This is a genomic window from Arthrobacter sp. Y3224198, assembly GCF_059090025.1.
In genome coordinates, this window is sequence record NZ_JBNHFG010000024.1 from 1 (window position 1) to 14,944 (window position 14,944).

13 protein-coding genes and 1 riboswitch are annotated in these 14,944 nt (G+C 66.9%); of the genes, 4 read left to right on the top strand and 9 right to left on the bottom strand.

The genetic code is table 11. The annotated features are described in order from the left end of the window. Positions 1-127 precede the first annotated feature (127 nt). Positions 128-261, top strand: a riboswitch (SAM riboswitch). 15 nt (positions 262-276) lie between these two features. After that, positions 277-711 (top strand): hypothetical protein, encoded by a 435-nt coding sequence (locus tag AC5RUF_RS12440; protein WP_493998140.1) that lies wholly within the window; start codon positions 277-279, stop codon positions 709-711. A 75-nt stretch (positions 712-786) separates the two neighbouring features. Further along, positions 787-1,221 (top strand): VOC family protein, encoded by a 435-nt coding sequence (locus tag AC5RUF_RS12445; RefSeq protein ID WP_493998141.1) that lies wholly within the window; start codon positions 787-789, stop codon positions 1,219-1,221. Positions 1,222-1,347: 126 nt separating this feature from the next. Here the strand turns inward: AC5RUF_RS12445 and AC5RUF_RS12450 are convergent, their stop codons facing one another. The 9 genes from AC5RUF_RS12450 to AC5RUF_RS12490 form a co-directional block, all read right to left on the bottom strand. Then, positions 1,348-1,506 (bottom strand): hypothetical protein, encoded by a 159-nt coding sequence (locus AC5RUF_RS12450; protein ID WP_494130779.1) that lies wholly within the window; start codon positions 1,504-1,506, stop codon positions 1,348-1,350. A 123-nt stretch (positions 1,507-1,629) separates the two neighbouring features. After that, a complete protein-coding gene (locus AC5RUF_RS12455; protein WP_493998143.1) occupies positions 1,630-2,391 on the bottom strand; it encodes a CPBP family intramembrane glutamic endopeptidase in 762 nt (253 codons plus the stop codon). Positions 2,392-2,537: 146 nt separating this feature from the next. Further along, positions 2,538-3,419, bottom strand: coding sequence for an NAD(P)H-hydrate dehydratase (locus AC5RUF_RS12460; protein WP_494130780.1), 882 nt, complete (start codon positions 3,417-3,419; stop codon positions 2,538-2,540). Beyond that, positions 3,400-4,140, bottom strand: coding sequence for a histidine phosphatase family protein (locus tag AC5RUF_RS12465; protein ID WP_493997941.1), 741 nt, complete (start codon positions 4,138-4,140; stop codon positions 3,400-3,402). Before AC5RUF_RS12465 ends, AC5RUF_RS12460 begins: the two co-directional genes overlap by 20 nt. A 62-nt stretch (positions 4,141-4,202) precedes the next feature. Further along, positions 4,203-5,429, bottom strand: a complete 1,227-nt coding sequence (locus tag AC5RUF_RS12470; RefSeq protein ID WP_493997942.1) for an MFS transporter — start codon at positions 5,427-5,429, stop codon at positions 4,203-4,205. 56 nt (positions 5,430-5,485) lie between these two features. Then, positions 5,486-6,331: a respiratory nitrate reductase subunit gamma gene (narI, locus tag AC5RUF_RS12475; RefSeq protein ID WP_493997944.1), complete on the bottom strand. Its 846-nt coding sequence runs from the start codon at positions 6,329-6,331 to the stop codon at positions 5,486-5,488. Then, on the bottom strand, positions 6,331-7,029 hold the full coding sequence (narJ, locus tag AC5RUF_RS12480) for a nitrate reductase molybdenum cofactor assembly chaperone (RefSeq protein WP_494130781.1): 699 nt from the start codon (positions 7,027-7,029) through the stop codon (positions 6,331-6,333). The genes narI and narJ overlap by 1 nt, the downstream gene beginning before the upstream one ends. After that, positions 7,026-8,960: a nitrate reductase subunit beta gene (narH, locus tag AC5RUF_RS12485; RefSeq protein ID WP_494130782.1), complete on the bottom strand. Its 1,935-nt coding sequence runs from the start codon at positions 8,958-8,960 to the stop codon at positions 7,026-7,028. Before narH ends, narJ begins: the two co-directional genes overlap by 4 nt. After that, positions 8,960-12,673 (bottom strand): nitrate reductase subunit alpha, encoded by a 3,714-nt coding sequence (locus AC5RUF_RS12490; protein ID WP_494130783.1) that lies wholly within the window; start codon positions 12,671-12,673, stop codon positions 8,960-8,962. Before AC5RUF_RS12490 ends, narH begins: the two co-directional genes overlap by 1 nt. A 137-nt stretch (positions 12,674-12,810) precedes the next feature. Between AC5RUF_RS12490 and AC5RUF_RS12495 the strand changes: the two genes are divergently transcribed. After that, the gene (locus AC5RUF_RS12495; RefSeq protein WP_493996745.1) at positions 12,811-13,764 is read left to right on the top strand and encodes a 1,4-dihydroxy-2-naphthoyl-CoA synthase; all 954 of its coding nucleotides are present in this window, start codon (positions 12,811-12,813) and stop codon (positions 13,762-13,764) included. 7 nt (positions 13,765-13,771) lie between these two features. Further along, positions 13,772-14,908 carry an AMP-binding protein gene (locus tag AC5RUF_RS12500; RefSeq protein ID WP_494130784.1) on the top strand — a complete coding sequence of 379 codons (1,137 nt, stop codon included), beginning with the start codon at positions 13,772-13,774 and terminating at the stop codon, positions 14,906-14,908. The last annotated feature ends 36 nt before the right edge of the window (positions 14,909-14,944 follow it).

Genomic DNA, 14,944 nt, shown 5'->3' on the forward strand with positions numbered 1-14,944 from the left:
CCACCCGGTGCCCGGTGCGCGGTGCCCGGCGTCCGGCGTCCGGCGTCCGGCGTCCGGCGTCCGGCGTCCGAAGGCAAAACGTCACCCCTGTCGAAATGTCAGCGCCCTCGGCTACAGTAGTTTTCAGCTTCACGAGATGTGGCCTCCGTCCGGTTTCCCCGGACACAAAAGCTCCGACTGGCCCCACACCAACCCCACTGTTCGGCGGGTGGTTCGGATGACGAAGCGGCCTGCTTCATCCGCTGCAGGCAAGGACAACCTGAAAAGGAACCCACTGTGAGCATTTCCAGTGTCAGCAACTCCGGCTTCAACAACCCCGACTTCAGCAGTTCAGCCCTGAGCAACTGCTCGGGCTTCGCGCCCGGCCACAACATTCATTGGATCCACGGCCGCCGGCTTCAGGGCTGGGAGCAGTGGAGCGACGCCGAGGTCTCGGCGGATCCCGAACTGGACTTGATCTCCCTGATCTCGGAAGGTGAGCAGCAGCTGATGTGGTTCCACAACGTTGCCGCCGTCGCCACCGCCCTGGCCGCCGCCGTCGACACGCCGCAGTGGTGCCAGCGCTACTCCACGCTGATGGTGCCGGGCGGGTTCGGCTCGGACGCCCGGAGCTCTTTTTTCTACTTGGCCCGGCCGGAGCGGGTTCTGCCGTGCAACGGCGCTCCGGTCCGGGCCCCCGAAAGTGAGCGGATCGAAAGGGCGGACTCCTGACGGAATTGCAATTGCGGACCGTAGCTGACCGCGATCGCGTCCCTGGGGTGATACGGCTCCCCTAGGCTCTGTTCCATGACGAACATACAGATCTGTGTTGACTGCACCGACGCCCATACCCAGGCGGACTGGTGGGCGGAAACCCTGGGATGGACGCTGGAGCCCACCGACCAGGACTTCATCCAGTCCGCCCTGGACCAGGGGTTCGCAACGCCCGAGGACGTCATTAAGCACAACGGTGTCCGGGTCTGGCGGGACGGTGCCGCCATCTGCCCCACGGACCAGGTGGGACAGAAGGACCGGCTGCGTATCCTGTTCCAGCCGGTCCCCGAGACCAAAACGGTAAAGGACCGGATCCATCTGGACGTGCGCCTGGAGGGCCGGGACAAGGACGAGGAGCGTGCCGCGTTGGAAAAGCGGGGCGCGTCCTTCCTCTACGAGGCCAGGCAGGGACCACATACCTGGTACACCATGGCAGATCCCGAGGGCAACGAGTTCTGCATCAGCTGATCTACTGCCCGGCTGGGTCGGCAGTCGTGGACGGCGCCTCGCCGACGTCGGGCCGGCCCCCTTATCCGGGCGGGCCCGACGCAGCCAGGTGTTGGGGGTCCTTGCGGAGGCCCCGCGGGTCCTGCCCTAGGACGTTCCGGTACCGGCGGATCCGCCGCGCAGCTGGGCAATCCGCAGCCGGAGGTAAGTGATCACCAGGATCAGGGCCCAGACAACCAGAACCGCAAGTGCTGCCACGGCCAGGAAGTACAAAATCACGACAACCGCGCCAATACCCGAACCCACAGCCGTGGAACTCCCCCTCGTTAGGGCCGGACAACCGTTGCCGTCCGGTCAGTGCCCCGATCCTAATGGACTCCGCCACGGCATGCCGGAACACGCTCGAGGGCTCGTGGGATCCGGTTCCGGCTACTGCTGCAGCAGCTCCGGCGGGATGGCGTAGATGAGCACCACGCTGAGCAGGTTCTTGGCGGCATGCACCCCGTAGGAAAGCATGAAGTTGTTTCCCGCCCAGACGTACATCCCCACCAGGACGGCGCCGGTGGCAATGTACGGCATCAGCACCGGCAGGGAGAGGGATTCCTTGCCGACAATATGAATCGAGGCGAACAGCAGGACCGACAGGATGCTGCAGGCCCAGATGTTCCAGTAACGGCTGAGTTTGCCGATCAGCAGGTGCCGGAAGATGTACTCCTCCACAAAGGGCGCCAGCACCACCACGAGGGGCACCACCAGCCAGGGCGACATCTCGGTGACCAGCCCCTGAACCGCTTCCTGGTTAACGGCGGTCTCGGCAGAGCCGGAGATAATCACGCCCACCATGCTGGCAATGATCGTGAGGATCACGCCGAGGGGAATGAGCGCCGCGGTCAGCACCGGGCGGGTGGCGAGGATCCGGGACTCGCGTGCCACATATTTACGCGCAGCTATGAAGGCCAGGACACCGGCGATGGCGTAAAAGGCGAGATTGATGACGTACGCGGCAACCACCGGGTCCGGCAGCAGCGCCGCGAGCCCGGGGATGTTGATCGGCACAAAGCTCAACAGCAGCAGGAACAGGACGTAGAACCCCGCCGCGACGGCATCGCTCCGGGTGAAGCGGTAGGGCAGCCAGGGAATCCGGGTCTGGGGCGGCTCCGGCGGATCCGCCCGGTATTGGTTTGCTGTCATTCCTTCAGGATATGGGCCGGCGTCCGTCCAGTGCAGGCCCGTGCGGTGCTTCCAAGGCGCAGCCCGGCATCCAGCCCGGCGGCGAAACCCGGTGTCCCCGCCGTCGGGACCCGTGGACTCCGCGCCAACGACGCCGGGTAATCCCGTCAGCGCAGCTCGGCAATTACCGGCGGCATGGCCTCGAGCAGTTCGCGGGCCAGGAAGTTCAGCGGTCCGCGCGACGCCGAGAGCCGGTCCCCCGCCACCGCGTGGAGGTAGGTGCCCCAGCAGGCTGCCTGCGCCGGCGTTGCGCCGCGGGCCAGGAAGCCGCCTACCGCTCCGGCCAGGACATCGCCCGAGCCGGAGGTGCCCAGCCCGGGGTTGCCGGCCGGCACTTCCCAGCTGGAACCGTCCGGGGCCGAAATCAGGTTCTGTGCCGTAACCACGGCAGAGTACTTGCGGGCTGCCTCCAGGGAGGCCTCCGCCAGGTCCAGGTCGTCTTCGTCCGCGTCTTCCTCACCGAGCAGGTGCAGGATCTCGGTGCGGTTGGGCGTGAGCACCAGCCGGCCCGCGAGCGGCTCGAAAAGCTTCGGGAGTCCGGGAAGGACACCCAGGGCGTACGCGTCCAGCACCACCTGCACCTTCTCCCCCAGCAGCGGCACCACGGTCTTCAACAGCTCGGCGGTCTGTCCGGCGTCGGCCATCCCCGGCCCGATCACCACCGCCGCTGCGGATTCAAGGTCCGCTTGGAGCGCCGCCCCTGCCGCCGCCCCGTCGATGCCGCCACCGGCCTCGGCCAGGCCCACAACGCCGGATTCCGGAATCGCCACGGCAACGGCTGCTGCCACCGAGTCCGCCAGGCCCATGGTCAGCCGCCCCGCACCCACACGCAGACCGGCCAGGCCCGTGAGCATCACCGCGCCGGGGGTGCGGCGTTCCCCGCCGATCACCAGCACGGTGCCGCGCTCCTCCTTGCCGGCGGTGTCCGTGGACAGCTGCCAGCCGCGCAGCAGGTCGGGGGTGACGATGTCAGCGGGGGTGGATGTCATGTTCATCTCCTGCGTGTTCGGTGACCGGCGCTCCGCCCTCTTCGAGGTGCAGCACGCTGTTGAAGGTGTGCAGCTTCCACGGCCCGGTGCCGTCCGGCCGCACCAGCCGGGTCACCGATCCGTTGCGCACGCTGTTGGCGGCGGCCAGGTCCAGCAGCTCCTGCTCGGAAAACCGTTCGCAGATGTAGCGGATCAGCATGATCACCGCGTCGTGGCAGACCACGGCCACCCGCTTGCCGTCCTCTTCCTCGTCCAGGTCCCGGAAGACCGAACGCAGGCGCAGGGCGACGTCGGCCCAGGACTCCCCGCCCGGCGGCCGATAGACGAATTTCCCCAGCCAGGCACGCCGCTGCGCTTCCTCCGGGTAGCGGGCGGCGACGCCGGCGGAGGTGAGCAGGTCCAGAACGCCGAGTTCCCGGTCGCGGAGGCGTTCGTCCATACGCATACCCCCTGCGGTTCCGGCCAGGCCGGCCAGCTCCGCCGTCTGCCGGGCCCGCAGGTACGGCGAGCACCACACGGCGTCAGGGAGTTCTTCGGCCGGCAGCCCGGCGAACCAGCGGCCCAGGGCAGACGCCTGCTCCTCACCGTTGGGACTGAGCGGCACATCCGGGTCCCGCCATTGGATCTCGATGCGCTCGGCACCTTCGCGGCTGGCCCGGGTGGCGGCAACATTGCCTGCGCTCTCACCGTGCCGGATCAGGATCAGTTCAGTTGCACCCATGCACCCGACTGTACGCCCGACCGGCCGGCACAGGCAGGAGGAAGGCAGGGGCAGGCGGAAGCTCAGGTGCGCACCCGTTCATCCACCCGCCCGCCGTTGCGGACGGTGAACGTCAGCAGGAACGCCACGGCCGCAAAGGCGGCCAGCAGCATCAGCCCGACAAAGTAGCTGCGGTTCTCCGGGTCGTAAGTCGCACCCATGACCAACGGTGGAAAATAGCCGCCCAGCCCGCCGGCGGCGGCAATGATTCCGCCAATGGTGCCCGTGTCCTGCGGCGGTGCGGCCCGGCCTACCCAGGCGAAGACACCGCCGGTACCGAGCCCCAGGAACAGGGCCATCAGGATGAACGCCGTGCCGTAGACCCGCTCCTCCTCCGGCCGCAGCGCCACGATCACCGCCAGCACCACCGTCCCGGCAAAGGAGGCCAGCGTGACCAGCTTCGGTCCTACCTTGTCGGCAATCGTGCCGCCGATGGGACGGGCAATAACGGCTGCCACCGCAAACCCGGCGGTCCGGGTTCCGGCAGCGGTCGCATCGTAGTCATACACGTTGCCCAGATAGGTGGGCAGGTAGTTGGAGAACGCTACGAAGGCCCCGAACACCACGCCGTACAGGAAGCACAACTGCCAGGTGACACGCAGGGTGAAGGCATGGGTGATCTTGGGCAGCACCGGTTCCGTGGGTGTGGACCAGGCCGGGGACTCACGCAGGACCAGCCAGCTGATCACTGCCATAACGGCAACAACGACGGCGATGGTGATGTGGGCGCCCATGTAGCCGACGGCGCCCACCAGCCGGGGCGTGAAGAAGGCGGAGACGGCCGTTCCCACCATGCCCGCGCCGAAGATGCCGGTGGCAAAACCCTTCCGGCTGCGTTCGTACCAGGCCGAACAAAAGGGAATGCCGATGGCGAACACCGTGCCGGCAATGCCCAGGAAGAAGGCGACCACCACCAGGAACGGAAAGTTGCCCAGCCGTCCGATGATGCCGGTCAGCAGCACCAGCGGCGCGGTAACACCCAGGATCACGGTGAACATGATCCGACCGCCGTAGCGGTCGGTCAGGGCGCCCACCGGGATGCGCGCCACCGAGCCCACCAGGATGGGCATGGCCACCAGGACGGAGGTCTGCCCGGCACCCAGATCCATGTCCGCGGCGTATCGGCTGGAGAGCGGACCGATGATCGTCCAGGCCCAGAACCCGACCGTGGATGCAATGGTGGCAACTATCAGGTTCTTCAGCTGCCCGGACTTTAAGGTGGGAGCCGGGGAATCGGATGTAGCCGGCATGGCGGGCCTCCTGCCTTTTGCTGCCGGGGTCGCGGAAATTCAGTGGGTGGACGGCCTTAGTTCCGGGGGACGCCGCGGCGGTCCCGGTCGGGGGTGCCTACCGGAGTCCAGCCGCGGCGCGGCGGGACTGCGCCCCGTGCCGGGCGCTTTCCCCGCGACCGGTAGACGATGTAGGGCCGGAACAAGTAGTGCAGCGGTGCGGTGAACGCATGCACCAGCCGGGTGAAAGGCCAGAGGGCAAACAGCACCAGCCCGGTGATGGTGTGGATCTTGAAGGACATTGAGGCAGCCGTCATCCCGAGGATGTCCGGTTGCAGGATGAAAATAGAGCGGAACCACGGCGCCACCGTGTCCCGGTAATTGACGATGTTGGTGTCGAAGACGGAGAAAACCGTGGTGGCCAGTCCGGCGAGGATGGCAGCAAGCAGGAAAATGTACATCACCTTGTCATTGCGGGTGGTGGCCATAAACACCGGACCGGTGGTGCGGCGCCGGTAGATCAGCAGCACGATGCCCACCAGGGTCGCGACGCCGGCAATCGTCCCCACGGTCAGGGCAAAGAAATGGTAGGTGTCCTCATTTACCCCGATGGCGTCCATCCAGTTCTTCGGAATCACCAGTCCCACGAAATGCCCCACAATGACCGCCAGGATTCCGAAGTGGAACAGCGGCGAGGCGATGCGCAGCAGCCGGGACTCATAGAGCTGCGAGGAGCGGGTGGTCCAGCCGAACTGGTCATACCGGTACCGCCAGATGGACCCCAAAACCAGGATGGCCACCACAAGGTAGGGCAGGACGCCCCAAAGCATCACATCATCCAGGCCCACCTGCACGTTTCCCGGCGGCGGGACGTCCAGCGGCACCACCGTTCCGGGTTCCGGCCGCAGCAAATCGGTGTGCATCACGGACCGTTCCTTTCACTCACCGGCAGCAGCCGGGAACTGTAGGGTTCCAGCCCCACGGTTTCCGTGGGCGGACCGTATCCGGCGGTGCGCATTACCGTTGCGGAATCCTCGGGCGACACTCCGGGAAGGGTGGAACAGAGCAGGGTCAGCACCCCTTCCCAGGGCAGTCCGTCATCCCGCAGCGCCAGCCGGAGCAACTCCACCGAGGGGCGGTAGCGCTGCAGCAGCTCGTAGCCGTCCTCCGGGGATACCTTGGCGGCGAACTCCAGCACCAACGGCAGGTAGTCCGGCAGTTCGGTGCCCTCGGGGAGCACCCGGTGCGAGCGGTAGACCTCTTTGAACGCGGCGAGCGCCTCGCCCCGACGGCGGGTGTCACCGTCGGTCCAGTAGGTCAGGTGCAGGCTGTGCCGCTTGGAAAGGTCGAATTCCTGGACATAGGCGGCCTGCACCTCCCGCAGGGGCGTGGACGTGAACCAGGTGAACAACGGCTCCAGGCTGTCCGCCGGCGCACCTGCTTCGGCCAGGGCCGACCGGATTCCCGGCACCAGGTCCACCAATTCCCGTTCCGGGTATTCAAGCAGCAGGGCGGCGGCCTGCCGGATGATCCGGCTGCGGTCCGGGTGCGCGTCGGCATACGGTTCGGGCGTAAGCGTGCCCTTCCCCGGTTTGCCCAGCAGCTTCTCCAGCAGGCTCACGGCCGCTCCCGGGGTTCCGGGCCGCCGCCGGGGTCGCCGGGATCCCCGCCGGGGTGACCTCCGCCCGGGGAGCCGGATGTGCCGGACGCTCCGGAGACACCCGGCTCACCGCCGTCCGGCCCTCCGCTGTGCCTGCCGCCGGGCCGGCCGTCAGGTCTTCCCGGCTCCGGGCCGCCGGTGTCGGCCCTCCCCAGGTCCGACGCCGGGCCGTCGCCGGGGGCCTGGTCGTATACCGCTCCCTTGCCCTCGCCGGCGTCCGGATCGGCCGCCCCCCGGTTGTTGTTCGCGGGGAACAGTCCCTTGGGTGATCCGCGGCCGTCCCAGTTCAACAGGTTCACCCGTCCGCCCAGATTCCCGTTTCCGGTGGGATCATCACCGCGCTGCCGGGCCTGCAGCGCCTCAAAGTTCTCCACCGCCACCGGAGTAGGCCGTCCGGAGGCTTCACCGAACACTCCGGTCTGTCCCATGCCCGGACCGCCCTCCACATCCAGGGAACAGCCGATCTCCTCCAGGTTGTGTGCGTCCTCCAAGTGGGCGCTGGGGATCACATAGCGCTCCTCGTATTTAGCCACAGCCATCAGCCGGTACATCGCCACAACCTGTTCCCCGGTCATGCCGACGTCGGCCGCGATCTGCTCATTGGGCACGTCCCCCAGGGTGATGTCCCGCATGTAGGCCCGCATGGCGGCGAGCTTGCGCAGTACTCCCGTGACCAGGTCCGTGTCCCCGGCAGTGAACAGCTCCGCCAGGTATTCCACCGGAATCCGCAGCGCCTCGATCGCGCCGAAGAGGTTGTCCGCATTCTCGCCGTCGTGCCCCTGTTCGTTAAGCACATCCACGATCGGGGACAGCGGCGGCACGTACCAGACCATCGGCATGGTCCGGTATTCGGGGTGCAGCGGCAGCGCCACCCGGAAGACCTTCGCCATCGCGTAGACCGGTGAGCGCTGCGCCGCGTCCAGCCAGTCCTCGGGGATCCCCTCGGCCCGGGCGCCGGCAATCACCTCCGGATCATTGGGGTCCATCATCAGGTCCAGCTGTGCCTCGTAGAGGTCCTGCTCATTCGCCACGGCCGCCGCTTCGGTGACCCGGTCGGCGTCGTACAGGAAAATCCCGATGTACCGCAGCCGGCCCACGCAGGTCTCCGCGCAGACAGTGGGGATGCCTACCTCGATGCGGGGATAGCAGAACGTGCACTTCTCGGCCTTGCCGGAGCGGTGGTTGAAGTACATCTTTTTGTACGGGCAGCCGGTGATGCACTGCCGCCAGCCGCGGCACCGGTCCTGGTCCACCAACACAATGCCATCCTCTTCGCGCTTGTAGATGGCGCCGGACGGGCAGGAGGCCATGCAGGACGGGTTCAGGCAGTGCTCGCAGATCCGCGGCAGGTAGAACATAAAGGTGTTGTCGAAATCGGCTTTGACCTTCACCTCGGCCTCGCTGCGCAGCTTTTCCAGCACCGGGTCCTGCCGGTTGGTCCGTTCCGATCCGCCCAGGTCATCGTCCCAGTTGGCGGACCAGGAGATGTTCATGTTTTCCCCGGTGATCAGGGATTTGGGCCGGGCCACCGGGAAATCCTTGCCGGCGGGCGCATTGATCAGGTTCTCGTAGTCGTAGGTCCACGGCTCGTAGTAGTCGTTCAGCTCCGGCTGGACCGGGCTGGCGAAGATGCCGAAGAGTTTCGCCAGCCGGCCGCCGGCCTTCAGCTTCAGCTTGCCGCGGCTGTTCAGCTCCCAGCCGCCCTTCCACCGTTCCTGGTCCTCGTACCGGCGCGGGTAGCCCTGCCCGGGGCGGGTCTCCACATTGTTGAACCACACGTATTCGGTGCCGGCCCGGTTGGTCCAGGCCTGTTTGCAGGTCACCGAACAGGTGTGGCAGCCGATGCACTTGTCCAGCGCCATCACCATTGCCGTCTGGGCCATGATTCGCATCAGTACTGCACCTCCTGGGAACGCTTGCGGACCACGCTGACAATGTCGCGCTGGTTGCCCGTAGGACCGAGGTAGTTGAACGCCCAGGACAACTGGGCGTAGCCGCCGATCATGTGCGTGGGCTTGACCAGGATCCGGGTCACCGAGTTGTGGATGCCGCCGCGCCTGCCGGTGGCTTCGGACTTGGGCACGTCGATGATCCGTTCCTGTGCGTGGTAGACGTACAGGACGCCCGCGGGCATCCGACTGCTGACGATGGCCCGGCCCACGAGCACCCCGTTGGTGGACACGCATTCCACCCAGTCGTTGTCCGAGACGTCGATGAGCGCGGCATCCTCCTCGCTCATCCATACGGACGTTCCGCCCCGGGACAGGGAAAGCATCAGCAGGTTGTCCTGGTACTCGGAGTGGATGGACCACTTGTTGTGCGGGGTCAGGTACCGCACGGCCACGGAGAGTTCGCCTCGGGTACCCAGCTGCGGCTCGCCGAACAGCCGGTGCATGTCCAGCGGCGGACGGTAGATCGGCAGCGCCTCCCCCATGTCCAGGATCCAGTCGTGGTCCAGGAAGAAGTGCATCCTGCCGGTCAGGGTGTGGAAGGGCTTGAGCCGCTCGATGTTGATGGTGAACGGCGCGTAGCGGCGGCCGCCGGTCTCCGATCCGGACCATTCCGGGGAGGTAATGACCGGCGTGGGCCGGTCCTGGGTGTCGCGGAAGGTGATCAGCCGGTCCTCCGCCCCTTCGGCCAGGTCCGCCAGCGGAATTCCGGTCTTCTTTTCCAAGGTCTTAAAGCCCTGGACCGCCAGTTCCCCGTTGGTGGTGCCCGAAAGCATCAGGATCGCTTCGGCCATCCGGGCATCCGTGTCCACCGCCGGCCGCCCCATGGCAGCACCGCGGTCAAAGACCCCGTGCTTGCGGGCCAGCTGGTCCAGCGGCCGGGACACATCGTATGTCACGTACTTGGTGGTGAACCCCAGCTTGTCCGCCAGCGGTCCGACGGCGGTGAACTTCTCCCCGATGGCCGTATAGTCCCGCTCCACCACCGCCAGCGAGGGAAGGTTCTTTCCCGGGACCGCCGGGATGTCCGTACCCTTCCAGTCCGGGGCGTGCCCGCCGGGCTGCGCTATCTCTGAGGGGGTGTCATGGGTCAGCGCCGTGGCGACCATGTCTTTCCGCACGCCCAGGTGCGTGGCGGACTGCCGGGAGACTTCCTCCGCGAGCAGCCGGAACAGGTCATAGTCGGTTTTGGCTTCCCACGGCGGCGGAATGGCCGGGGTGAAGGCGTGCACGTACGGGTGCATATCCGTGGAGGACAGATCGTATTTCTCGTACCAGGTGGCAGCCGGGAACACGACGTCGGAGAGCAGCGTGGAGCTTGTCATGCGGAAGTCCGCGGAGACCAGCAGGTCCAGCTTTCCCTGCGGTGCCTCTTCGCGCCACACCACGTCCCGGGGCCGCGCCTGCTCGTGGTCCTTGCCCATCACGTTGTTCAAGGTGCCCAGCAGGTGCTTCTGGAAGTACTCCTCACCCTTCGCGGAGGAACCCAGGAGGTTGGACCGCCAGAGGACCAGGGTGCGCGGCCAGTTCTCCGGAGCGTCCACGTCCTCCACCGCAAAGCGCAGCTTCTCCTCCTTCAGCTGCCGTGCTACCCAGGCCGCCTCGCTGTCCGCCTCGCCGCGCGCCACGGCCGCTGCGGCGTCGTCCGCCACGTCCAGTGAATTCCGTGCGTCGAACTGCGGGAAGAACGGCATCCAGCCCATCCGGGTGGACTTCGCAATGACGTCCGCGGTGTGCAGCCCGCGCAGGTGGCCTGCGGCCAGCGGGGACTGCATGGCATCCGAAGAATAGCCGTCGGACCGGAACTGGTCGGTATGCATGTACCAGAACGCGGTGCCGATCATGAACCGCGGCGGCCGGTTCCAGTCCCCCGCGGAGGCCATTGCCGCCCACCCGGTGATGGGCCGGCACTTTTCCTGGCCGACATAATGCGCCCAGCCGCCGCCGTTCCGGCCCTGGCAGCCGCAGAGCATCAGCATGGCCAGGATGGCCCGGTAGGTCACGTCGCCGTGGTACCACTGGCAGATGCCGGCGCCGAGGATGATCATGGACCGGCCATTGGATTTCTCCGCGTTGGCGGCAAAGTCCCGGGCGGTGCGGATGACCGCTTCCGGTTTTACGTTGGTGACTTCCTGCTGCCAGGCCGGCGTGTAGGGGGTGGCGGCGTCGTCGTAACCTGCGGCCCATTCCCCCGGCAGCCCGTCCCGGCCCACCCCGTACTGGGCGAGCATGAGGTCAAAGACCGTGGTGACCGTCCGGCCCGCGACCGTGGTGACCGGAACTCCGCGGGTCACCACGGAACCCGTGCCGGAGGCATCCGTAAACGCGGGCAGGTCCACCCGGCTGGTGCGCTGCCGGGTGCGGGCATCAGCAACCGACAGGGCCGGCACCACGCCCTGCAGGTCCAGGTTCCATTTGCCGGCGTCGTCGTCGTTGTAACGGAAGCCCACAGAGCCGTTGGGCACCACCGGGGCGCCGGTCTCCCGGTTCAGCAGCACGGTCTTGAACGCGGCGTCGGTGGTCCGCCCCGCGCCGCCCAGGTCCGACGCGGTCAGGAACTTGCCGGGCACCACCGTCCCGTCGCCGCGTTCCTCCAGACCCACCAGGAACGGCAGGTCGGTGTACTGCAGGACATAGTCCTCAAAGAACGGGACCCTGCGGTCCACAAAGTTCTCCTTGAGGATCACATGCCCCATCGCCATGGCCAGTGCCGCGTCGGAACCGGCAGCAGCGGGCAGCCATTCATCGGCAAACTTGGTGTTGTCGGCATAATCCGGGCTGACGGAGACCACCTTGGTGCCCCGGTAGCGTCCTTCCACCATCCAGTGCGCATCCGGGGTGCGGGTGACGGGGATATTGGAACCCCACATCATCAGGTAGGTGGCATCCCACCAGTCCCCGGATTCCGGGACGTCGGTCTGGTCGCCGAACACCTGCGGGCTTGCCACCGGCAGGTCCGCGTACCAGTCGTAGAAGCTGTTCATCACCCCGCCGATGAGGTTGATGAACCGGGCGCCGGCCGCGTGGGACACCATGGACATGGCCGGGATGGGCGAGAACCCGGTGCAGCGGTCCGGACCGTACCTCCTGATGGTGGAAACGTGGGCGGCAGCCGTCATTTCCACGGCTTCGGCCCAGCTGGAGCGGGCCAGTCCGCCCTTGCCGCGGGCCTGCTGGTAAGTCCGGCGCCGCTGGGGGTCATCCATGATCTCTTCCCAGGCCAGCACGGGGTCACCGGTGCGCTGTTTGGCTTCCCGGTACATCTCCAGGAGCACTCCGCGGATGTAGGGAAACCGCACCCGGGTGGGCGAATACGTGTACCAGGAAAACGCCGCTCCGCGGGGGCAGCCGCGGGGTTCATACTCCGGCCGGTCCGGGCCCACCGTGGGGTAGTCCGTCTCCTGGGCCTCCCAAGTGATGATCCCGTCCTTGACGTAGACCTTCCAGGAGCAGGAGCCGGTGCAGTTCACCCCGTGTGTGGAACGCACCACTTTGTCGTGGCTCCACCGGTTCCGGTAGAAGGCGTCCCCTTCCCGTCCGCCTTCGCGGAACACCGCCCGGCCGTCATCGGTTTCATCCCATCGGGTGAAGAACCGGCCAAGGGAGAGCATTGCGTCTGATGCGGGGCCATCAATCCCCGAAACGGAGCCAGCCATAGGTACAAGCTTGGGGCTTTCGGGCGCTTACGGACAGAGGTCACGCCTGTTCTTCTGCCTATCGGCCGATTCCCGCCGGGTCCGGGACCCCCAGCGCGGTGTCCGGCGGGAACCGCGCCGGGCGATAAACTCGGTTTGTGAGCACAGAACTTCCAGCACAGGTGTCCGATATTTTCGACCCGCGGCAGTGGCGTCTTGTCTCCGGGTTCGAGGACCTGCAGGACATGACGTACCACCGGCAGGTGGAACGCGACGCCGAGGGCGCCGTCCTGCGCGACCTGCCCACCGTGCGGATTGCGTTCAACCGGCCCGAGGTGCGCAATGCGTTCCGTCCGGGCACCGTGGACGAGCTTTACCGGGCCATGGACCACGCCCGCATGACCCCCGACGTCGCCACCGTGCTGCTCACCGGCAACGGCCCCTCCCCCAAGGACGGCGGCCATTCGTTCTGCTCCGGCGGCGACCAGCGCATCCGCGGGCGCGACGGCTACCGGTACGCAGAGGGCGAAACAAAGGAAACCATTGATCCGGCCCGTGCCGGCCGCCTGCACATCCTGGAAGTCCAGCGCCTGATGCGCACCATGCCCAAGGTGGTTATTGCCGTGGTGAACGGCTGGGCAGCCGGCGGCGGGCACAGCCTGCACGTGGTCTCCGACCTCACCATCGCTTCCCGGCAGCATGGAAAGTTCAAACAGACGGACGCTACCGTGGGCAGCTTCGACGCCGGTTACGGGTCGGCGCTGCTGGCCCGGCAGATCGGCCAGAAAAAGGCCCGCGAAATCTTCTTCCTGGCCCGGGAGTACTCCGCGGAGGACATGGTGGCAATGGGCGCCGTCAACGAAGCCGTGGACCACGAAAACCTGGAAAAGGTGGCCTTGGAATACGCTGCGGACATTGCCCGGCAGTCCCCGCAGGCCATCCGGATGCTCAAGTTCGCCTTCAATCTGGCCGACGACGGCCTGGCCGGGCAGCAGGTCTTTGCCGGCGAAGCCACGCGCCTGGCCTACATGACCGACGAGGCGGTGGAAGGCAAGGAAGCGTTCCTGGCCAAACGCGACCCGGACTGGTCCTCGTTCCCCTACTACTTCTAGGACGTCCTTGGAACTGCTCCCAGTCCTGACGAAACCCGGTTTCGACGCCGGCATGCTGCTCGCCCCGCTGGCCGACGCGCTGGCCGGGGAAGGTCCCGCCGTCGCGCCTCACACGGACCCGAACCAGAAGTTCGAGGGCGAACTGCCCAATGACGACATTGCCCTGGTGATCAGCACCTCCGGGTCCACCGGCACACCCAAGCAGACCATGCTCAGCACCGATGCCCTTGCCGCGTCCTCGCTGGCCACGGCAGTGGCGCTGGAAGCCGACGGCCAGTGGCTGGCCGCCCTTCCGGTGAACTACATTGCCGGCATCCAGGTCCTGGTGCGCTCCCTTTACGCCGGCACGCAGCCGGTGTTTATGGATCTGTCCGTCCCGTTCAGCGCGGATGCCTTCACCGCTGCGGCCACCGAGATGACGGACCGCAACCGCTTCACCTCGCTGGTTCCCACGCAGCTGCACCGATTGCTGCAGGACCCGGAACCTCAGACGCTGCGCGTGCTGCGGCGGTTCAACGCCATCCTGCTCGGCGGGGCACCTGCCGGCGCTCCCCTGCTGGAAAAGGCCCGAGGCCTCGGACTCAACGTGGTGACCACGTACGGCATGAGCGAAACCTGCGGCGGCTGCGTCTACAACGGCTTGCCGCTGCCCGGCGTCGACGTGATCCGGGACGAGGGCCGCCTCTGGATTGCCGGGGACGTGCTGGCCGACGGCTACATGGGACGCCCGGAGCTGACCCGCGACCGGTTCCGCTTCAACTCCGGACGCCGCTGGTTCCGCACCGATGACACCGGAACGGTGGACGGCGAGGGCCGGGTCAGCGTCTCGGGGCGGTTGGATGACGTGATTGTCAGCGGCGGCATCAAGGTGTCCGCGCAGGCCGTGGCCGAGGCCGTGGAAACCGTGGCCGGCGTGGAGCAGGCTTTTGTCCTGGGCCTGGACGACGCCGAATGGGGCTCCCGGGTGGGAGCCGCCGTCGTCGGCAGCGTGGACCCGGAACTGGTGCGTACCGCCGTCCGCTCCACGCTGGGCCCCGCGGCGGTTCCGAAGGTGGTCCTGCTGCTGGAATCCCTTCCCCTGCTGCCCAACGGCAAAGCGGACCGGATGACCCTGCTGCGGCTGCTGGCCGCCGCACGGCACTGACCGCTTTGCCGTCTGAACACCCGAAACAGTTGCACA